The organism is Arthrobacter sp. P4_H3 (genome assembly GCF_056400885.1).
The window spans coordinates 36,678-55,093 of the sequence record NZ_JBFUKK010000008.1; the positions used below are offsets into that span (position 1 = coordinate 36,678).

18 protein-coding genes and 1 tRNA gene are annotated in these 18,416 nt (G+C 66.1%); 12 read left to right on the forward strand and 7 right to left on the reverse strand.

The genetic code is table 11. The annotated features are described in order from the left end of the window. The first annotated feature begins 53 nt into the window (after positions 1-53). Positions 54-1,760 carry an ABC-F family ATP-binding cassette domain-containing protein gene (locus tag AC1DRE_RS12590; protein WP_476984954.1) on the forward strand — a complete coding sequence of 569 codons (1,707 nt, stop codon included), beginning with the start codon at positions 54-56 and terminating at the stop codon, positions 1,758-1,760. Then, positions 1,757-3,670 carry an ABC transporter ATP-binding protein gene (locus AC1DRE_RS12595; protein ID WP_476984955.1) on the forward strand — a complete coding sequence of 638 codons (1,914 nt, stop codon included), beginning with the start codon at positions 1,757-1,759 and terminating at the stop codon, positions 3,668-3,670. Before AC1DRE_RS12590 ends, AC1DRE_RS12595 begins: the two co-directional genes overlap by 4 nt. Before the next feature lie 9 nt (positions 3,671-3,679). Here the strand turns inward: AC1DRE_RS12595 and AC1DRE_RS12600 are convergent, their stop codons facing one another. The 3 genes from AC1DRE_RS12600 to AC1DRE_RS12610 form a co-directional block, all read right to left on the reverse strand. Next, the gene (locus tag AC1DRE_RS12600) at positions 3,680-4,084 is read right to left on the reverse strand and encodes an NUDIX hydrolase (protein ID WP_476984956.1); all 405 of its coding nucleotides are present in this window, start codon (positions 4,082-4,084) and stop codon (positions 3,680-3,682) included. Positions 4,085-4,086: 2 nt separating this feature from the next. Beyond that, on the reverse strand, positions 4,087-4,632 hold the full coding sequence (locus AC1DRE_RS12605; protein ID WP_476984957.1) for a DUF6314 family protein: 546 nt from the start codon (positions 4,630-4,632) through the stop codon (positions 4,087-4,089). A gap of 1 nt (position 4,633) precedes the next feature. After that, positions 4,634-4,706: transfer RNA gene (locus tag AC1DRE_RS12610), tRNA-Arg, on the reverse strand. Positions 4,707-4,792: 86 nt separating this feature from the next. Here AC1DRE_RS12610 and AC1DRE_RS12615 point away from each other — a divergent pair. Further along, on the forward strand, positions 4,793-5,578 hold the full coding sequence (locus AC1DRE_RS12615) for a DUF998 domain-containing protein (RefSeq protein WP_476984958.1): 786 nt from the start codon (positions 4,793-4,795) through the stop codon (positions 5,576-5,578). A 4-nt stretch (positions 5,579-5,582) separates the two neighbouring features. Here the strand turns inward: AC1DRE_RS12615 and AC1DRE_RS12620 are convergent, their stop codons facing one another. Then, on the reverse strand, positions 5,583-6,206 hold the full coding sequence (locus AC1DRE_RS12620; RefSeq protein WP_476984959.1) for a hypothetical protein: 624 nt from the start codon (positions 6,204-6,206) through the stop codon (positions 5,583-5,585). A 66-nt stretch (positions 6,207-6,272) separates the two neighbouring features. On the opposite strand from AC1DRE_RS12620, the gene AC1DRE_RS12625 reads away from it, so the two are divergent. The 6 genes from AC1DRE_RS12625 (at position 6,273) to sucD (ending at position 14,162) form a co-directional block, all read left to right on the forward strand. Continuing rightward, positions 6,273-7,121, forward strand: coding sequence for an inositol monophosphatase family protein (locus tag AC1DRE_RS12625; protein ID WP_476984960.1), 849 nt, complete (start codon positions 6,273-6,275; stop codon positions 7,119-7,121). Between the two features lie 79 nt (positions 7,122-7,200). After that, positions 7,201-9,693, forward strand: coding sequence for a DNA helicase PcrA (pcrA, locus tag AC1DRE_RS12630; protein WP_476984961.1), 2,493 nt, complete (start codon positions 7,201-7,203; stop codon positions 9,691-9,693). Between the two features lie 121 nt (positions 9,694-9,814). Beyond that, positions 9,815-11,128 carry a glycosyltransferase gene (locus AC1DRE_RS12635; protein ID WP_476984962.1) on the forward strand — a complete coding sequence of 438 codons (1,314 nt, stop codon included), beginning with the start codon at positions 9,815-9,817 and terminating at the stop codon, positions 11,126-11,128. Between the two features lie 18 nt (positions 11,129-11,146). Next, on the forward strand, positions 11,147-11,854 hold the full coding sequence (locus AC1DRE_RS12640; RefSeq protein ID WP_476984963.1) for a hypothetical protein: 708 nt from the start codon (positions 11,147-11,149) through the stop codon (positions 11,852-11,854). A 224-nt stretch (positions 11,855-12,078) separates the two neighbouring features. Then, on the forward strand, positions 12,079-13,248 hold the full coding sequence (gene sucC, locus AC1DRE_RS12645; protein ID WP_104173615.1) for an ADP-forming succinate--CoA ligase subunit beta: 1,170 nt from the start codon (positions 12,079-12,081) through the stop codon (positions 13,246-13,248). 11 nt (positions 13,249-13,259) lie between these two features. Beyond that, positions 13,260-14,162, forward strand: coding sequence for a succinate--CoA ligase subunit alpha (gene sucD, locus AC1DRE_RS12650; protein WP_214950403.1), 903 nt, complete (start codon positions 13,260-13,262; stop codon positions 14,160-14,162). Positions 14,163-14,341: 179 nt separating this feature from the next. Here sucD and AC1DRE_RS12655 read toward each other — a convergent pair whose 3' ends face one another. From AC1DRE_RS12655 to AC1DRE_RS12665, 3 genes are read right to left on the reverse strand one after another with little or no spacing between them, the layout of a single operon-like run. Further along, positions 14,342-14,815 (reverse strand): SRPBCC family protein, encoded by a 474-nt coding sequence (locus AC1DRE_RS12655; RefSeq protein ID WP_476984964.1) that lies wholly within the window; start codon positions 14,813-14,815, stop codon positions 14,342-14,344. Continuing rightward, positions 14,812-15,321 (reverse strand): SRPBCC family protein, encoded by a 510-nt coding sequence (locus AC1DRE_RS12660; RefSeq protein WP_476984965.1) that lies wholly within the window; start codon positions 15,319-15,321, stop codon positions 14,812-14,814. The genes AC1DRE_RS12655 and AC1DRE_RS12660 overlap by 4 nt, the downstream gene beginning before the upstream one ends. Further along, entirely contained in the window at positions 15,318-15,680 is a 363-nt protein-coding gene (locus AC1DRE_RS12665) for an ArsR/SmtB family transcription factor (RefSeq protein WP_214950414.1), read from the reverse strand. Before AC1DRE_RS12665 ends, AC1DRE_RS12660 begins: the two co-directional genes overlap by 4 nt. A 173-nt stretch (positions 15,681-15,853) precedes the next feature. On the opposite strand from AC1DRE_RS12665, the gene AC1DRE_RS12670 reads away from it, so the two are divergent. From AC1DRE_RS12670 to AC1DRE_RS12680, 3 genes are all read left to right on the forward strand, one after another. After that, positions 15,854-16,258, forward strand: coding sequence for a tautomerase family protein (locus AC1DRE_RS12670; RefSeq protein WP_476984966.1), 405 nt, complete (start codon positions 15,854-15,856; stop codon positions 16,256-16,258). A gap of 208 nt (positions 16,259-16,466) precedes the next feature. Next, on the forward strand, positions 16,467-17,468 hold the full coding sequence (iolC, locus tag AC1DRE_RS12675) for a 5-dehydro-2-deoxygluconokinase (RefSeq protein WP_476984967.1): 1,002 nt from the start codon (positions 16,467-16,469) through the stop codon (positions 17,466-17,468). Continuing rightward, positions 17,465-18,415: a Cgl0159 family (beta/alpha)8-fold protein gene (locus tag AC1DRE_RS12680; protein ID WP_476984968.1), complete on the forward strand. Its 951-nt coding sequence runs from the start codon at positions 17,465-17,467 to the stop codon at positions 18,413-18,415. The genes iolC and AC1DRE_RS12680 overlap by 4 nt, the downstream gene beginning before the upstream one ends. Position 18,416: the final 1 nt, after the last annotated feature.

The following is an 18,416-nucleotide window of genomic DNA, read 5'->3' on the forward strand; positions in this document are numbered from 1 at the left end:
CCATGCCCGGCGGGATTTCAGGCCGTTTTGGGCCGCAGTGAGAGGATGGACTAATGACTGCAACCCTTGTTGCCAAAGATCTTTCGGGCGGTCACGACCACCGCACACTCTTCTCAAAACTTTCCCTCACCGTGGCCCCGGGCGACGTCGTGGGCGTTGTTGGCGCGAACGGCGCCGGCAAATCCACACTTCTCCGGCTGCTGGCAGGGGCGGACCAGCCGCTGGCCGGATCAGTGAGCCTGGCCCCGGCCGATGCCTTCGTTGGCTGGCTGCCGCAGGAACACGAACGCGTCGCCGGCGAGACAGTGGCAGGGTACGTCGCCCGCCGGACCGGCTGTGCACAGGCAACGGCAGACATGGAATCAACGGCGGAGGCTCTGGGCTCGGGTGCCGCCGGTGCCGATGACGCCTACTCCCTGGCCTTTGACCGCTGGATGGCCTCCGGCGCTGCGGACCTGGACGACCGGATCGCGCCGGTCCTTGCCGACCTGGGCCTGGAGGTGGGGCCGGAGGCGCTTATGACGGGGCTGTCCGGCGGGCAAGCGGCACGCGTGGCGCTTGCCGCCCTGCTGAGCCGCTTCGACGTGGTCCTGCTCGATGAGCCCACCAACGACCTTGACCTCAACGGACTGGCCAAGCTGGAGGCGTTCGTGCAGGGGCTCCGCGGCGGTGTGGTCCTGGTATCCCACGACCGTGAGTTCCTGGCCCGCTGTGTCACCACCATCGTGGAACTGGACCTCGCCCAGAATTCCGTGGCGGTGTATGACGGCGGCTACGAGGCCTTCCTGGAGGAACGCGCCGTGGCCCGCCGCCATGCCCGGGAGCGGTACGAGGAGTTCGCCAACACGAAGGCGGACCTCGTTTCCCGCGCCCGGACCCAGCGTGAGTGGAGCTCCCAAGGCGTCCGGAACGCCATGAAGAAGAGCCCTGACAATGACAAGATCCGCCGTGCGGCCTCCACCGAATCCTCGGAGAAGCAGGCCCAGAAAGTGCGCCAGATGGAATCCCGGATCGCCCGGCTCGACGAAGTGGAGGAGCCGCGCAAGGAGTGGCAGCTGCAGTTCAGCATCGGCCAGGCCCCGCGATCCAGTGCCGTTGTGGCAACGCTGCGGGACGCCGTCGTCCACCAGGGTGACTTCACCCTGGGGCCGGTGAACCTGCAGCTCAACGCCGGGGAGCGCATCGGCATCACCGGTCCCAACGGGGCCGGCAAGTCCACGCTGCTCCGGCTCCTGCTGGGGATCCGGAAGCCGGACTCCGGCAACGCCGCCATGGGCGCCTCCGTAGCCATTGGCGAAATCGACCAGGCCCGCGGCCTGCTGGCCGGTGACCTCACCCTCGGCGATGCCGTCGAGGCTGTCCTGACGGAGCTGACCCCGGCGGAAGTCCGCACCCTGCTGGCCAAGTTTGGACTCAAGGCGGACCACACCTCGCGCCCGGTCGACTCGCTCTCCCCGGGCGAACGGACCCGCGCGGCCCTTGCCCTGCTGCAGGCTCGCGGCGTGAACCTGCTGGTCCTGGACGAGCCCACCAACCACCTGGACCTGCCCGCCATCGAGCAGCTCGAGGAGGCCCTGGAAAGCTACGACGGCGCCCTGCTCCTGGTGACGCACGACCGCAGGCTGCTGGAAAACGTACGCCTGGACGTCCGCTGGAATGTGGAGGACGGCGTGGTGACCGAGCTGCCCGCCGGCGGGTCCGCACCAGCCGCGGCATCACCAGGCGCCGGGAACGGCGCCATGAAAGGCCAGTCACGATGAGCATGGACCGGGTAGCATGGAGCTCCCTTTACAACATCACGCGGGCCGCCAGCGGTTCCAAGCCGTTCTCCAAGGCGACTCTCAAGCGCGTATTCGGCTTCGCCCGGCCGCACCGCCGCAAGCTCATCGCCTTCGTGCTGCTCTCGATCGCCATGGCTGTCCTGGCCGTGGCCACCCCGGTCCTTGCCGGCCAGGTGGTGGACGCCATCATCGCAGGCGCCGGTACCGACGTCGTGATGAGGCTGGCGGTGCTCATCGCCGTCGTGGCCGTGGCCGAGGCCGGGCTGGGGCTCGTGACCCGTTGGCTGTCCTCCACCATCGGCGAGGGCGTGATCGTGGATCTGCGCACCAAGGTGTTCGACCACGTCCAGAAGATGCCCATCGCCTTCTTCACCCGCACCCGCACAGGGGCCCTGGTCAGCCGGCTGAACAACGACGTCATCGGCGCGCAGTCGGCCTTCGCCGGCACGCTGTCCGGCGTGGTCAGCAACGTGGTGGCCCTGGCGCTCACCCTCGTGGTGATGCTGGGCAAGTCCTGGCTGGTGACCGTGCTGGCCATGATCCTGCTGCCGATCTTCCTCATTCCGGCACGCCGGATGGGGTCCAAACTGGCCGACCTTCGGCGCGAGGCTGCCGAGCACAACGCCGCCATGGGTACCCAGATGACCGAGCGGTTCTCCGCGCCCGGCGCCACGCTGGTCAAGCTCTTCGGCCGCCCCGACGAGGAATCCCGTGAGTTCGCCGTCCGCGCCGGGCGGGTCCGGGACATCGGCGTGCGCACCGCCATGCTCCAGTTCACGTTCGTCACCGCGCTCACACTGGTCTCGGCGCTGGCGCTTGCCCTCGTGTACGGGCTGGGCGGCTTCCTCGCCCTGCAGGGCCAGCTCGCCGCGGGCGACGTCGTGGTGCTGGCGCTGCTGCTCACCCGCCTGTACGCGCCGCTCACCGCGCTCTCCAACGCCCGGGTGGAAATCATGAGCGCCCTGGTCAGTTTTGAGCGGGTCTTCGAAATCCTCGACCTCAAGCCCCTGATCCAGCAGAAGCCCGACGCCGTTGAGGTGCCGCCGGGTCCCGTCTCGGTGGAGTTCGACGACGTCCGGTTCGCCTACCCTGCCGCGGACAAGGTGTCGCTGGCGTCGCTCGAGGACGTCTCCACCCTGGACACCCGCGGCGGCGAAGAAGTGCTGCACGGCATCAGTTTCCGGGTGGAACCGGGCCAGACCGTTGCCCTGGTCGGGTCCTCGGGCGCCGGCAAGTCCACCATCGCCCAGTTGCTGTCACGGCTGTACGACGTCGATTCCGGCGCCGTGCGCCTCGGCGGAACAGTGCCCGGGACCGGCCTGGACGTCCGTGACGCCACCTTTGATTCGATGCGGGCGACGCTGGGCATGGTGACCCAGGACGGGCACCTGTTCCACGAATCCATCGCCTCCAACCTGCGGCTGGCCCGCCCGGACGCCACAGAAGCGGACATGTGGGATGTGCTGCGCCAGGCCCGGCTCGAATACATGATCCGGTCCCTGCCCGACGGCCTTGACACAGTGGTGGGGGAGCGCGGCTACCGGCTTTCCGGCGGTGAACGCCAGCGCCTCACGATTGCCCGGCTGCTGATCGCGCAGCCGCGCGTCGTCATCCTTGACGAAGCCACGGCCGCCCTGGATTCCACCAACGAAGCGGCCGTGCAGGCTGCGCTGGGGGCAGCGCTCGAAGGCCGCACCGCCGTCGTGATCGCCCACCGGCTGTCCACCATCCGCGCCGCGGACATGATCCTGGTGGTGGAGGACGGCGCCATCGTGGAACGCGGCACCCACACCGGGTTGCTCGCGGCGGAAGGCCGGTACGCGGAGCTCTACCGCACCCAGTTCGCGGAAGCGAACGCTGTGGTGGAAGAGGCCGTTCCCGAGTTCTAGGCCCGGCCCCTACGCGCGGTCCGCCGCCAGGGCGGGCAGGATGTGGTCCGTCAGCAGGGGTGCAAGGTCGGCCGGCGGCTCGGCGGCCAGGTCCAGCCAGCGGATTTCGGCTATCTCGGCCGAGGGGTGCGCCCTCCAGGTGCCCGGAGCAGTAAACACTGTTGCCTCAATGTCCGTGGCGGCCTCGTTGGCGGCGTCGGCAAGCCAGACGCCCATGGGCCGCAGGTCTTCGGGCGCCACCTCGATGCCCACTTCCTCCAGCAGTTCACGCGAGGCGGCCTGGGCTGCGGTTTCGCCGGATTCGGGCTTGCCGCCGGGGTGCATGAACTTGTCCGTGCCGCGCTTGCGGACGGTCAGCAGGCGGCCCCGATCGTCATAGACGCAGACGGCGGACACAACAATGCGGTCTTTCACGGCTACGACCCTAGCCCATAGGAGCCCGCCACGTCCGGCGCCAGCCCGTCCGGACCTGCTCCGTCCCGCGCCAGCCGGCGCAGCACGGATTCCAGGAGCTGGTTCTTCCGCGGCCCGTGAACGTCCCAGGAGTAGCTGAACTCGTCCGGGCCGCGGAGCGCATAGGTGACGCGGTAGGTGTCCGGGTCGCACCAGTGCTCGTCGTGGCTGGACTCGGCCCGGAAGCTCATCCGGTGGAACGGCCGGCCGTCGGGGAACGTCATGTCCATCGAGTCGGAGGCGGCCGTGGGATGCAGGATGTAGTCCCGGCTCGCGGGGCCGGTGAACGTGTCGCCGGCGGGAGTAGGCCAGCGCATGGTGCCCTCTTCATGGAAGGCAAGGCCGCCGTCGTCGTTCGGGGAAAAGCGGACGACGCCGGTGAAGGTTCCTCGGGCGTCGGAGCTGCGGTCCCACAGGGTGCGCTCCACGGACCAGCTGCCCAGCAGGTAGGCACGCAGATCGAAATCCTGCGCCTCGTTCAGCTCTGCATCCTGCCGCTGGAAGTTCAAGTGCCCTCGATTGGAATCGAACCAACGACACCGGCTTTAGGAGAGCCGTGCTCTATCCACTGAGCTACGAGGGCGGGCGTCCGAAGTGGTTGGCACCAGGCCGTCCTGTTCGGGCACGGATACAAGCATACAAGGTACAGGCGCGTACTACGCTCTTGACATGACTGCAGCAACACCAGCAACGTCCCTCCGGGCCGGATTCCTCCCGGACATAGCCTCCACCCGGGAGTATTTCGGGGCCTGGGCCAAGCTGAGCGTGCTGCAGTATTTCGTGGCTGAATCGGCGGTGATCGCGGCGTGGTCCGGTCCGCAGCCCTACGACCGCCGGACCGGCTACATCAGCGATCTCGGGGCCGTCCACTGCGGCCTTTATGAAAGCAGGGACGTGTGTTCGCCCCTGCACGCGGTCATGAATGCCTCGTTCGTGGTGCAGGGCCTGGGCATGCTGGTGGGGGCGCTGCTCCTCAGCTCGGCACTCCTGTGCGTCGCAGCCCGGCCCGGCGTCCGGCTTACCTTCGGTCCCGGCCACCGTGTTCCCTGGTTCACGGCCCTTGCGGCCAAGGTCCTCACCTTCACTGCTGGCACCGGGACCGTCATTGTGGGGCTGGTGCCCGAGGACGCCGGATGGTTCGCCGTGCATCTGACCGGCGCCCTGATGTACTTCATCGGCGGGGCGTTGGCGCTGCTGCTGTTAGGCACGCTGTGGCTGAGGCAGTCGCCGCTGGGATGGTTCATCCTTGCGTGCGGGGCGGTGTCTTTTGGGGCGCTGGCGATCGGCGGGGCCACTGGCATGGATGTCCCGGAGCCGGGCACGCTGGAGCGGTTTATGGGCTATCCGGTCACGATCGGCCTGGCCACCACGGGGCTGGTGATTGCCCAGCGCGTCCGGCAGGAACTGAAGGCACGGAAGGCGCGGATAGCTGCCCAAGCAGCCGGGACCCTTTGAGGGGCTAGCGACCCTTGGGCTTCCGACCCAGGAACACCGCCGCGCCGCCTGCCAGCAGGCTCACCACGAGCAGTACCCAGCCGCTGACGGTGAGGGCGGACGCGAGGGCCACCTGGCCGCCGTCGGCCGTTGACGCGGACAGCATGGAATCGATGGCAGCGTTTCCCCACAGCCGGGCGGCGGCGAAAAGGAGCGGGAGCGCCCAGAGCGACCAGCGGAGCGTTTTGCGTGCCACGTTGGTCCCAATCAGCAGGAGCCACGTGAAGCCGAAAATCAGCGGAAACAGCGTTCCCGCCGTCTTGTGGACATAGTTGAGCTGGCCGCGGGCTTCCTCATTCATCGCCGCCCTCAGCTGGTCCACGAAGCCCTGGTCAAAACCGCCGATCAGCGAATCGGGCATCGGCAGGCCGCCGGAGAGCTGGGTGAGCTGGTTCAGCGTCAGCAAATGCAGGTACCAGAACAGGAAGAGGCTGGCCACGACGCCGGCAATGAGGATTACGTTGCTGTTGTTCCGCGCTTTCTCCGGCGACCGCTGGGTGGTGGGGTTGATCACCGGCGGCAGGTGGTGCTGGGGAACGGACGCGTTGGCGCCATGTTTCTTGATCCGCTGTGCTGGTGTCTTGGCCATGGGTTCATTATCGCTGTTCCTGTCCCCGCCTGTTCCCCGCCTGCGGCCGCGGATAGGCTGGGACGCGTGACGGAACTTGGAAGACACAAACTTGGCAGGCACAGCGCGGCGGAGCTCAGTGCGGGCCTGGACGATTACCAGCTGGCCGAGGCACTGGTCCGGGAAGCCGGGATGCTGGCCCTGATGATGCGCCAGGGCGGCCTGGAAGGACAGCAGAAGACCTCGGTTTCCGATGTGGTCACGGCTGCCGACCACGCCGCCGAAGCCTATGTCCTCGAACAGCTGCGGCGCTGCCGCCCGGACGACGGCATCCTGGGGGAAGAAGGCGCCTCCGTGGAGGGGAGCAGCGGGCGGACCTGGGTGATCGACCCCGTGGACGGCACCTACAACTTCCTGCACGGCTCCACGTACTGGTGCTCCGCGCTCGCCCTCAAGGACTCGGCCGGCACGGTTCTCGGCGCCATTTTCCAGCCTGAAGAGGACAAACTCTGGCTGGGCGGAACCACCCGGCCAGCCACCCTGAACGGTGAACGGCTGACGTCCTTCCATATGGACGGCGGGGCGCGGACGCTGCAGCCGCTGGCCGAACAGGGCGCCGCAACCTACATCCACCCCTCGTGGCTTGCGGACCCGCTGTGCGCCATGCCCTGGCACTCCGCGGCCACCGCGGCTGCATCGCTGCGAATGTTCGGATCAGGGTCCTGCGACCTTGGCCGGGTGGCCGACGGCGAGCTCGACTGCTGGTTTCAGCACAGCTGCCCCGAATGGGACTGGCTCCCCGGCAAAGCCATTGTGCTTGCCGCCGGCGGCGCCGTCGACGTCGTGCGCGTCAACGGCCTGGAGTGGTTCGTTGCAGGAGGCACGACGGCGGTCCGGCAGCTCCGCGCCGCCCTCGAGTCCGGCTCGGTGGAGTAAGGGCCCTGGACACGCTCTGAGCCGAACGCAGGCCGGTCCGGAAGTGAGTGTCGGCCCCACCGCCTAGACTTATAGCACCATGGATATGTTGTTTGACCCGTATGCTGACGGACCGTTCAAGGCTGCCCCGAAAGCGGCAGCGCTCACCAAGTCGCGCCCCGGGGCAGGGGAAGATCCGGCCCGCTACGGGAACGGCGGGCCGGAATCCGAGGGGGAACGGGCACGTCCCAAGCTGCCCGGCGTGGACGAACTCCTGCAGGGCCTCAACCCCCAGCAGGAAGAAGCGGTCAAGCACACCGGCGGCGCGCTGCTCATCGTGGCCGGAGCCGGATCCGGCAAGACACGCGTACTCAGCAACCGGATCGCCTACCTCATCGCCACCCGGAGGGCGCATCATGGTGAGATCCTGGCCATCACCTTCACCAACAAGGCCGCCGCGGAAATGCGGGAGCGCATCGAAGCACTGGTGGGGGGCCGCGCCAAGATCATGTGGATTTCCACCTTCCACTCGTCCTGCGTGCGCATCCTCCGGCAGGAAGCCGCCAACGTCGGACTCAAGTCCAATTTCTCCATCTATGACTCCGCGGACTCCCTGCGGCTTGTCACCCAGGTGTCCAAAACCCTGGACCTGGACCCCAAGAAGTTCGCGCCCAAGGCCATCCAGCACAAGATCTCGGCGCTGAAGAACGAGCTGATCGACGCCGATTCGTATGCCTCCTCGGCCAATTACAACGATCCCTTCGAACAAGCCGTGGCCGACGTCTTCAAGGGCTACACGCAGCGGCTGCGCCAGGCCAACGCCATGGACTTTGACGACCTCATCGCCGAAACCGTCTATATGTTCCGAGCCTTCCCGGCGCTCGCCGAATCGTACCGCCGGCGCTTCCGGCACGTCCTGGTGGACGAATACCAGGACACCAACCACGCCCAGTACGCGCTGGTCCGCGAAATTGTGGGCGAGGGGCCCGGGGCTTCCGAACTCACCGTGGTGGGCGACTCGGACCAGTCCATCTACGCGTTCCGCGGGGCGGACATCCGCAACATCGTGGAGTTCGAAAAGGACTATCCGAACGCGCGCACCATCAAGCTGGAGCAGAACTACCGTTCCACCCAGAACATCCTCACAGCCGCCAACTCGGTGATTTCCCGCAACCCCAACCGTCCGGACAAGAGGCTTTGGACCGCCGAGGGTGAAGGCCACAAAATCATCGGCTACGTGGGCGAAAACGAACACGACGAAGCCCAGTTCATCGCCAAGGAAATCGACAGGCTGCAGGACGAGGACAACCTGCGCCCCGGCGACGTCGCGATCTTCTACCGCACCAACGCCCAGTCCCGTTCCATCGAAGATGTCCTGGTGCGCGTTGGCCTGCCGTACAAGGTGGTGGGCGGCACGCGCTTCTACGAGCGCAAGGAAATCAAGGACGCCCTCGCGTACCTGCGCGTGCTGGTAAACCCCGACGACGACGTCAACCTGCGCCGTGTGCTCAACGAACCCAAACGCGGCATCGGCGACCGCGCCGAGGGTGCCGTGGCGGCCCTGGCCGAACGCGAACGGACCTCATTCATGGCCGCCGCCCGCCGCGCGGACCAGGCGCCGGGGATGGCCACCCGCTCGGTCAACGCGGTGCTTGGGTTCGTGAAGCTGTTGGATGACCTCGCCGAGGTGGCCAGCGGCTCCGGTGCCGCTGCTGCCTTGGAAGCTGTCCTGGAGCAGACCGGGTACCTGGCAGGGCTGCGGTCCAGCACCGATCCCCAGGATGAGTCCCGGGTGGAAAACCTCGCGGAACTCGTCGCCGTCGTGCGCGAATACGAGCAGGAGAACCCCGAAGGTTCCCTGGGCGCCTTCCTGGAGCAGGTGTCACTCGTGGCGGACGCCGACCAGATCCCGGACGCCCCGGGCGCTGACATCGATGCCGCCGTGGCGGAAGCCAAACGACTGGGCGTGGTGACGCTCATGACCCTCCACACCGCCAAGGGGCTGGAATTCCCGGTGGTGTTCCTCACCGGCATGGAGCACGGCCTCTTCCCGCACCAGCGTTCGGCCACGGATCCCAAGGAGCTCGCGGAGGAACGGCGGCTGGCCTACGTGGGCCTGACCCGTGCCCGGAAGCGCCTCTATGTGACGCGCTCGGAAGTCCGCAGCATGTGGGGCCAGAGCCAGTACAACCCGGCCAGCCAGTTCATCGAGGAAATTCCCGCCGAACTGGTGGAATGGCGGCGTGAAGGTACCTCCCGGCAGGTCAGTGGCTGGGGGAGCGGGGCGTCCATCGGCTCCAGCCGGTACGGCGGATCGTTCTGGGGTGCGGGCACGGCCCGCGGCAATGCGGCGAGCCCTTCCGCCGGCTTCAATGCCGATGTTCCGGCCGCCGTCGCCAAGAACCGCGTGCAGCCGCAGAAGGAAGTCGTTGCCGTCAGCGTCGGGGACAAGGTGAACCACACGAGCTTCGGAAACGGCACCGTCCTGGCAGTCGAAGGCGCGGGGGACAAGACCGTGGCCAAGGTGAAGTTCAGCGTCGGCGAAAAGCGCCTGCTGCTGAGGTACGCACCGCTGACCAAGCTCGACGCCTAACACCCGTTCCAGGACGGGAAGGGTCCCGCCTCCGGGCAGTGACCCTTGCCGGGCCCTGGCGGCAGGATTACAGTTCAGGGATCTCAGCTCGTGTCATCAGCACCACCAGGAGCAGATCCGCATGAAAGTCCTTTTCGCCAGCCAGGCCATAGAAGGCCATTTCAATCCTATGACCGGTGTGGCGATGCGCCTCAAGGAGCACGGACACGACGTCCGCTGGTACACAGGGCCCGTCTTCCGGGACAAGCTCCACGGCCTGGGTATTCCGCTCCATCCGTTCCGGCGTGCCACGGAGCACCGGGCGGATAACCTCGAGGAACTCTATCCGGAGCGGGCACGGCTGAAAGGGCCCCGGGCCATTGGGTTCGACGGCGAGAAGATCTTCGCCAGCAACGTCACCAGCTTTTTCGAGGACATCCGCGACCTGCACCGGGACTTTACCTTCGACGTCCTGGTGGCGGACAGTTCCATGTTCATCCATCGGCTCGTGTCGCATCTGTTGGGCAAGCCGGTGGTGAACTTTGTGGCGATCCCCAACATGGAAAGCGACCCGCAGGTTCCGCCGCTCTTCTTTGGGTTCCTTCCGCCGCGCAATCCCGTGGAACGGGCCCTGCAGGCTGCGGCCGGCCTGATCTCGGACAAAGTCATTCTTCGGCCCGCAGGACAAAGCTACCGGCGGCAACATGCGGCCTTTGGGCAGGAGGTGCCCCGGGGAGGGCGGCTCACCGATGAACCCTACCGTTGCTCCGACGCGACCATCCAGACGGGCCCGGCGCAGCTGGACTTTCCCCGCCGCAACGTCAATCCCAAGGTCAGGTATGTCGGCGCCCTTCTTCCATACCGCCTGCCAGGGGCTGCCAAGGCTGCTGACGCCGGGGCGGCAGGCCCGGACGATGAGTGGCCGAAAGGGTACTCCAAAACCCTGGTGATCACGCAGGGGACGGTCGACAATGCCGACCAGGGCAAGCTCATCATCCCGGCGCTCGAAGCTGTCAAGGACATGGACGCGCTGGTCATCGTGGCCACCGGCGGCCGCGGCACTACCGCCCTGCAGGCACGCTATCAGCAGCCCAATATCCTGGTGCGCGACTATGTGGACTTCGCCAAAGTCTTCGACTTTACCGACGCTTTCGTCACCAACGGCGGATTCGGCGGAGTCCAGCTGAGCCTGTCCAAGGGTGTACCCCTGGTGGTGTCCGGCATCAATGAGGGCAAAAGCGACGTCAATGCCAGGGTGGAATATGCGGGAGTAGGAATCAACCTGCGCACCGAGGCGCCCAGGCCCGCGGACCTGGCCAAGGCAGTGGAAACGGTCCTGGCAGATCCCGGCTGGAAGAGCCGCGCCAGGAGCATGCAAGAAGAGTTGAATACCCGTGACCCGGCGGACGCCGCGGCCGCCGTCGTCGAAAGCGTGCTGGCTCCCGGCGCGGGGTGACGGCAGTCATGACGCATAATGGGTGCCATGCGACGGACTGTATTGGGGATCCTGGCCGCCCTCTTCCTGATGGCCTGCACGGCGTGCACCGTCACGCAGAAGGACCCGGATTACGTGCCCCCGCCGCCGCTTCCCGTGCTGGAGCAGCTGGAACAGGCGCCTGTGGCGGACTCCGCCCCGTTCTCTGCGGGCGCGGACGTACTCAGCTTCGTCACGGCGGACCGAAACACCGTCTGCTCCCTCACCTCGGCGCGCGGCGAACACGTCAACCTGCCGTATGAACCAAACGCCTTCAGCGACCCCGGCAACAACAAGCTCGCCATCGTGCCGGTGGCGCACTGCGAGCTGGCAAGGTATGCCAAACCTGATCCCGCGGACGTCACGGACGACTGCGCCGGCACCGGCCTGGGCTACCTGGGCGGCGCAGCCCTCCTCACGCCGGACAAGGCGAGCTACGGCGAATGCCGCTCCGGTGTGACCCAGATGGAAGCCGAATTCGGGCCCAAAGGCAGCAAAGCCGGCCCCGTATCCCAGCTCCCCGTCCTGGAGGACGGCCAGAACCTGGAGCGGAACGGGCTGCGCTGCTCGGCCTACAACGGCGGCGTGGCCTGCGGAAACGTCTCAGCCGGTGTTGCCTTCTTCATTTCCCGGGACCATTACGAACTAGTTTCCGGCGGCAGTGAAAACGCCTCAGCGACGCCCTCGGAGGGGGCAAAAAGCCCGTAATCTAGGGGTTTTTCTACGCTCCATAGAATAGTGTCCTTACTCACATAACAGGTACTCTGGAACGGGCCGGTCCGCAGAAAGGACTAGAGTTCCGAAAGGAGCATTGCGCCGTGTGGCTCGTTTCCAAACCTGCCGCAGGGTGCGTTTATTCCGCAGCCCGGTAACCACGACTACGTGGGGTCCGGCTGTACAGAAACTACTTCGACGTAGAAGGACACTAAACCGTGGACCTGTTTGAATATCAGGCGCGCGATATGTTCGAGGCGCACGGTGTACCCGTGCTTGCTGGCATCGTGGCGCACACCCCTGAAGAAGCAAAGGCAGCTGCCGAGAAGATCGGCGGCGTAACTGTCGTCAAGGCACAGGTTAAGGTCGGTGGCCGAGGCAAGGCCGGCGGCGTTAAGGTCGCCAAGACCGCCGATGAGGCTCTGGAGCACTCCACCAACATCCTGGGCATGGACATCAAGGGCCACACGGTCAACAAGGTCATGATCGCCCAGGGCGCGGACATCGCCGAAGAATACTACTTCTCCGTCCTGCTGGACCGGGCCAACCGCAACTACCTGGCCATGTGCTCGGTAGAAGGCGGCATGGAAATCGAACAGCTCGCCGTCGAACGCCCCGAGGCGCTCGCCAAAATCGCCATCGATCCCGCTGTGGGAATCGACCAGGCAAAAGCCGATGAAATCGTTGCCGCTGCAGGCTTCGCGGAGGAATTGCGTGGCAAAGTCGCCGACGTGATCCTGAAGCTGTGGGACGTTTTCAAGAAGGAAGACGCAACCCTGGTTGAGGTCAACCCGCTGGTCAAGACCGGCGCCGGCGAGATCGTTGCCCTTGACGGCAAGGTCACCCTGGACGAGAACGCGGACTTCCGCCACCCCAAGCACGCACTCCTCGAAGACAAGGATGCTGCTGACCCGCTCGAGGCCAAGGCCAAGGCGCAGGACCTGAACTACGTCAAGCTGGACGGCGAAGTTGGCATCATCGGCAACGGCGCCGGCCTGGTCATGTCCACCCTGGACGTCGTTGCCTACGCCGGTGAAAACCACGGCAACGTCAAGCCCGCCAACTTCCTGGACATCGGCGGTGGAGCGTCCGCCGAGGTTATGGCTGCCGGTCTGGACGTCATCCTGGGCGACGAGCAGGTCAAGTCCGTGTTCGTGAACGTCTTCGGCGGCATCACCGCCTGTGACGCTGTGGCAAAGGGCATCGTGGGTGCACTGGCTGAGCTGGGGCACTCCGCCAACAAGCCGCTGGTTGTCCGCCTCGACGGCAACAACGTCGAAGAAGGCCGCCGCATCCTGGCCGAGGCCAACCACCCGCTGGTTACCCTGGCCGCCACCATGGACGAGGGCGCCGACAAGGCCGCCGAGCTCGCCAACGCAGCTAAGTAAAGGGACGCACCATGTCTATCTATCTGAACAAGGACTCCAAGGTCATCGTCCAGGGCATCACCGGCGGCGAAGGCACCAAGCACACCGCCCTGATGCTCAAGGCCGGCACCAACGTCGTGGGCGGCGTCAACGCCCGCAAGGCCGGCACCACGGTCCTGCACGGCGATAACGAAATCACCGTTTTCGGCACGGTCAAGGAAGCCATTGCCGAGACCGGCGCCGACGTCTCCATCGTCTTCGTACCGCCGGCGTTCACCAAGGACGCCGTTGTTGAAGCCATCGAGGCCGGCATCGGCCTGGTTGTCGTCATCACCGAGGGCGTGCCGGTCCAGGACTCCGCTGAGTTCTGGGCACTGGCGCAGTCCAAGGTCGACGCCAACGGCAAGCAGGTCACCCGCATCATCGGACCGAACTGCCCCGGCATCATCACCCCCGGCGAGGCCCTCGTTGGCATCACGCCGGCAAACATCACGGGCAAGGGCCCCATCGGCCTCGTCTCCAAGTCAGGCACCCTGACCTACCAGATGATGTACGAACTGCGGGACCTGGGCTTCTCCACCGCCATCGGCATCGGCGGCGACCCCGTCATCGGCACCACGCACATCGACGCCCTCGAAGCGTTCGAAGCGGACCCCGAGACCAAGGCGATCGTGATGATCGGCGAGATCGGTGGCGACGCTGAAGAGCGTGCCGCGGACTACATCAAGGCAAACGTCACGAAGCCGGTTGTCGGCTACGTGGCAGGCTTCACCGCTCCGGAAGGCAAGACCATGGGCCACGCAGGCGCCATCGTCTCCGGTTCCGCGGGCACCGCCCAGGCCAAGAAGGAAGCCCTCGAGGCCGCCGGCGTCAAGGTCGGCAAGACGCCGTCCGAGACCGCCAAGCTGCTGCGCGAGGTCTTCGCGACCCTCTAGGTCCGAAACACCACAGCACCAAAAGTACGACGGCGTCCGGTCGCCTTCCCCTGGGAAGGTGACCGGACGCCGTCGTGCTTTTCTTTAACCGCCAGCTGCCTCACTGGCCGCCCACCTCTGGGGCAGCGCGAACGGACAGTTGTGGCCCCGGGCGCAGGGGCCACAACTGTCCGTTCGCGCTATGTGTCGAGCAGCTCGTCCAGCTGTTCGTAGCCTGCAGCAATGCCGGCTTCCATGCCGTCAGCCAGAAACCGGGCGCGTGCTTCCACGCTGGGGTAAACGGACCTGCCGGTGAGCTTGGAACGCCCGCCCGGCAGGTCCTCGAATGTTCCGAACTCCAGCGTGACAACATCCGGATACCCTTCATATTCGAACGTCTGCAGCACAAACTCATTCTCGCGGACCGTGTGGAAGACGCCGCGGAACGCATGCTCCCGGCCGTCCCTGCCCTCCTGCACGAAGCGGTACGTTCCGCCTGGGCGGCAATCAAACCCGTCAATCCGCGTGGTCAGTTCCCGCGGTCCGATCCATTGCCGGAACAGCCCGGGATCCACATGCGCGCGGAAGACCGCTGCCGCCGGGTAATCAAACTCGCGCTCGGAGTCCACAAATGGAAGATTCTCCGGGGCCACGAGCTTCAGTGCGTTGCTCATGCCGTTCCCTCCCCGGCCACCAGGCTGCCGGCAGTCCCGCCGAGGAGTTCGTCGAGCCGCTCATAGCCCTCCGTCATGCCGCCCTCCATGCCGGACTGCGCCATGCCGTCGCGGGACTCCTGGCTCGGGTAGACGGAGTGCCCCTTGATGCGGCACCGGCCGCCGCCCAGGTCCTCGAAGGTGAGGAATTCGATGCTGACCACGTCCGGGTAGCCGTCGAATTCGAAGGTCTGGACGGCGAACTCGTTCTCGCGGACGGTATGGAAGACGCCGTTGAACCCGTACGCGGAGCCGTCCGGTCCCGTGTGGAGGTAGCTGTAACTGCCGCCGGTGCGGAAATCGTAGTGGTTGATTTCCATCTTGAGTCCACGGGGCCCGAGCCACTGGACGATCAGGTCCGGCTCCTTGTGGGCGCGGAACACATCCGCCACCGGGAAGTCGAATTCCCGTTCGTAGTCAATGAAGGGGAGTCCCTCGGGGATGCTGAGTTTCAGTTCGTTGCTCATGATGGGTCCTTTGCCTGTGTGCCGCCTGCGGCGGCCCTGGATTGGAGTACGGCATCGAGGCTGCGGAACTGCCCCTCGCGGACCAACCGGTACTGGTCAATCCATGCGGTGAGCGCCTCCAACCGTGCGGGGTTCAGGTGGACGGGCCGGCGCTGGGCGTCACGCGTGCGGGTGACCAGTTGCGCCTGCTCGAGGACCTGGATGTGCTTCGAGACCGCCTGTTTGGTGATCGCGAAGGGTTCCGCCAGTTCGTTGACGGTAGCCGGGCCCCGGCTGAGCCGGGAGATGATGCGCCGGCGGACCGGATCGGCGAGGGCCAGGAAGGCCGCATCGAGCAGTTCATCGTCGCCGGTGTCCATGGCCTGCCAATCACCTCGCCATTAGTCAATCAATCGCTTTATCAACCTGTTGGTTGTTTAAGGCTACGCCTGCTGCAGTCCCCGGGGCAAGGGGTATTTCCCCGCACTGTCGGCTTGTCCCTTCCTTCCATAGTTTGTTAGTATGTCAGTACAAACTATTGAAGGAGCAAAGCGTGCCTCTCGTGCGAATTGATGTCAACCAGGGCCGCAGTCCTGAGGATCTGGGCCGTCTTAGCCGGGGGATCCATGATGCGATCCTGGCGGAATACGGGATCCCCGAGCGCGACTACTTCCATGTCCTGACCGAACATCCGCGCGGGCAGATCCTTGCCCAGGATGCCGGGCTGGGGTTTGAGCGCACGCCGGACGTGGTGATGATCCAGATTTTTACCCAGGGCGGCCGGAGTCAGGAGGCCAAGCAATCCCTCTTTGCGGCGATCGCGGGCAGGCTGGGTGAGCTGGGCGTGGCCGGCGAGGACGTGTTTATCGGATATGTGGAGAATACTGCCGGCGACTGGTCCTTCGGCTTCGGCCGGGCCCAGTATGTCACCGGAGAGCTGGCGGTTCCACGGAAGTAGCCCGGGCTTTTTGCCCCCGCCGGGCAGTCCCGCGGGTGGCAGGTCGGCGCGTTATGCCAAGTTGTAAATATGTCAGTACAAACCTTTGACAGGACATTATTTCTAGGGCAAAGTAGTGGTTGTGGCCCCGCTCACGGGGGTCCGCCAGGAACCGGAGCTCTATCTGTTCAGAGGTACAGAGTTCAAACCAGAAAGGTCCGCGATTACCGTGACCCACGAACTGCTCACGATCGGGCGCATCAGCGTTGATATCTACCCGAACGACATCGGGGTGAATCTGGAGGACGTCACGTCCTTCGGAAAGTACCTCGGTGGTTCACCGTCCAACGTGGCTGTGGCAGCCGCGCGGCACGGCCGCCGGACCGGTGTCATCACCCGCACCGGCGATGACGCCTTCGGCACGTACCTGCACCGCGAACTGCACAAGTTCAACGTGGACGACACGTTCGTGACGCCGGTGAAGGAATGGCCCACCGCGGTCACGTTCTGCGCGATCAAGCCGCCGGAAGACTTCCCGCTCTACTTCTACGGACGTTTTCCCACGGCCCCGGACCTGCAGATCAGGGCCGAAGAGCTGGACCTGGACGCCATCCGGGAGGCTCGGATCTTCTGGTCCACGGTGACCGGTTTGTGCCAGGAGCCCAGCCGCGAAGCACACATCAAGGCCCACGAAGCGCGCCCGCACGCCGGCCTGAAGGAGGGGCAGTACACCATCCTGGACCTGGATTACCGGCCCATGTTCTGGTCCTCGGAAGCGGAGGCCCGTGCCCAGGTCGCCAGGATCCTGCCGCATGTCACGGTGGCGATCGGCAATGACAAGGAATGTGCCGTCGCGGTGGGGGAGGGAACTCCGGACGAGCAGGCAGACCGGCTCCTGGCCGCCGGCGTTGAAATCGCCGTCGTCAAGCTCGGCCCCGAGGGCGTGATGGCCAAGACCCGCACCGAACGCGTGGTCTCCGCCCCCGTTCCGGTGGAGACCGTCAACGGCCTCGGCGCCGGAGACTCCTTCGGCGGCGCGTTCTGCCACGGACTGCTGGCCGGCTGGCCCCTGGCCCAGGTCCTGGATTACGCGAATGCCGCCGGCGCGATCGTCGCCTCCCGCCTGTCCTGCGCCGACGCGATGCCGACGCCGGCCGAGGTCACCTCGCTGCTGGCCGAACGCGGCCGCCTGGTTCCCGGGCAGTTCGCCACAGAAGGAGCAGCACTGTGACCCTCACGCCCATCGCCTCGAACAATGCCCTCGACGATGATCCCCGCCGCTACGCGCACCTGAGCACCATCCGCCTGGAGGATCCGGACGCTATTGCCCGCGCTGCCAAGGCGCGGCGCCGCCACCCCGGGCTTAAGTACGGCCGGCAGAACTTCATCGTCGCCGCCGACCACCCCGCCCGCGGCGCCCTCGCGGTCGGCAACGATCCGGTGGCCATGGCGGACCGCCGGCAGCTGCTGGACCGCCTGCAGATTGCGCTGGCCAACCCCGATGTGGACGGCGTGCTCGCCTCGCCGGACATCATGGACGACCTGCTTCTGCTCGGGGCACTCGAGGGCAAGCTGCTGTTCGGATCGATGAACCGCGGCGGGTTGTCCGGCCTGGTCAACGAATTCGATGACCGCTTCACCGGCCACACCGCCGCAGCCCTGGAAGCCCTGGGGGCAGACGGCGGGAAGATGCTCACGCGCATCTGTCTGAGCGACCCGGACACGGTGTCCATGCTGGAAGCGACGGCCAAGGTCATCGACTCCCTCGCTGAACGCAAGCTGATCGCCATGGTGGAGCCCTTCCTGTCGGTCCGCGAACACGGCAAGGTGCGCAACGACCTGTCCACGGACGCAGTCATCAAGTCCATCGCGATCGCCGAGGGCCTGGGCTCCACGAGCGCGTACACGTGGATGAAGCTGCCCGTGGTGGCCGGGATGGAGCGCGTTATGGCCGCCACCACCATGCCTACCGTGTTGCTGGGCGGGGATCCGGAAGGTACCCAGGACGAGGTCTTCGCCACGTGGGAAGCCGCCCTGGCCCTCCCCGGCGTGCAGGGCCTCACTGTCGGCCGGACCCTCCTGTACCCGCAGGACGGCGACGTTGCCGGGGCCGTGGCCACCGCCGCCTCCCTCCTTCACCACACCGCATCAGCCCACACCGCAGAAGTATCGGAGTAAC

What these genes read in the sequence shown, in the direction of transcription:
- AC1DRE_RS12590 (WP_476984954.1), top strand. Translation starts at nt 54, where the DNA reads ATGACTGCAACCCTTGTTGCCAAAGATCTTTCGGGCGGTCACGACCAC.
- AC1DRE_RS12595 (WP_476984955.1), top strand. Translation starts at nt 1,757, where the DNA reads ATGAGCATGGACCGGGTAGCATGGAGCTCCCTTTACAACATCACGCGG.
- AC1DRE_RS12615 (WP_476984958.1), top strand. Translation starts at nt 4,793, where the DNA reads ATGACTGCAGCAACACCAGCAACGTCCCTCCGGGCCGGATTCCTCCCG.
- AC1DRE_RS12620 (WP_476984959.1), bottom strand. Translation starts at nt 6,206, where the DNA reads ATGGCCAAGACACCAGCACAGCGGATCAAGAAACATGGCGCCAACGCG.
- pcrA (WP_476984961.1), top strand. Translation starts at nt 7,201, where the DNA reads ATGGATATGTTGTTTGACCCGTATGCTGACGGACCGTTCAAGGCTGCC.
- AC1DRE_RS12635 (WP_476984962.1), top strand. Translation starts at nt 9,815, where the DNA reads ATGAAAGTCCTTTTCGCCAGCCAGGCCATAGAAGGCCATTTCAATCCT.
- AC1DRE_RS12640 (WP_476984963.1), top strand. Translation starts at nt 11,147, where the DNA reads ATGGGTGCCATGCGACGGACTGTATTGGGGATCCTGGCCGCCCTCTTC.
- sucD (WP_214950403.1), top strand. Translation starts at nt 13,260, where the DNA reads ATGTCTATCTATCTGAACAAGGACTCCAAGGTCATCGTCCAGGGCATC.
- AC1DRE_RS12655 (WP_476984964.1), bottom strand. Translation starts at nt 14,815, where the DNA reads ATGAGCAACGCACTGAAGCTCGTGGCCCCGGAGAATCTTCCATTTGTG.
- AC1DRE_RS12660 (WP_476984965.1), bottom strand. Translation starts at nt 15,321, where the DNA reads ATGAGCAACGAACTGAAACTCAGCATCCCCGAGGGACTCCCCTTCATT.
- AC1DRE_RS12665 (WP_214950414.1), bottom strand. Translation starts at nt 15,680, where the DNA reads ATGGACACCGGCGACGATGAACTGCTCGATGCGGCCTTCCTGGCCCTC.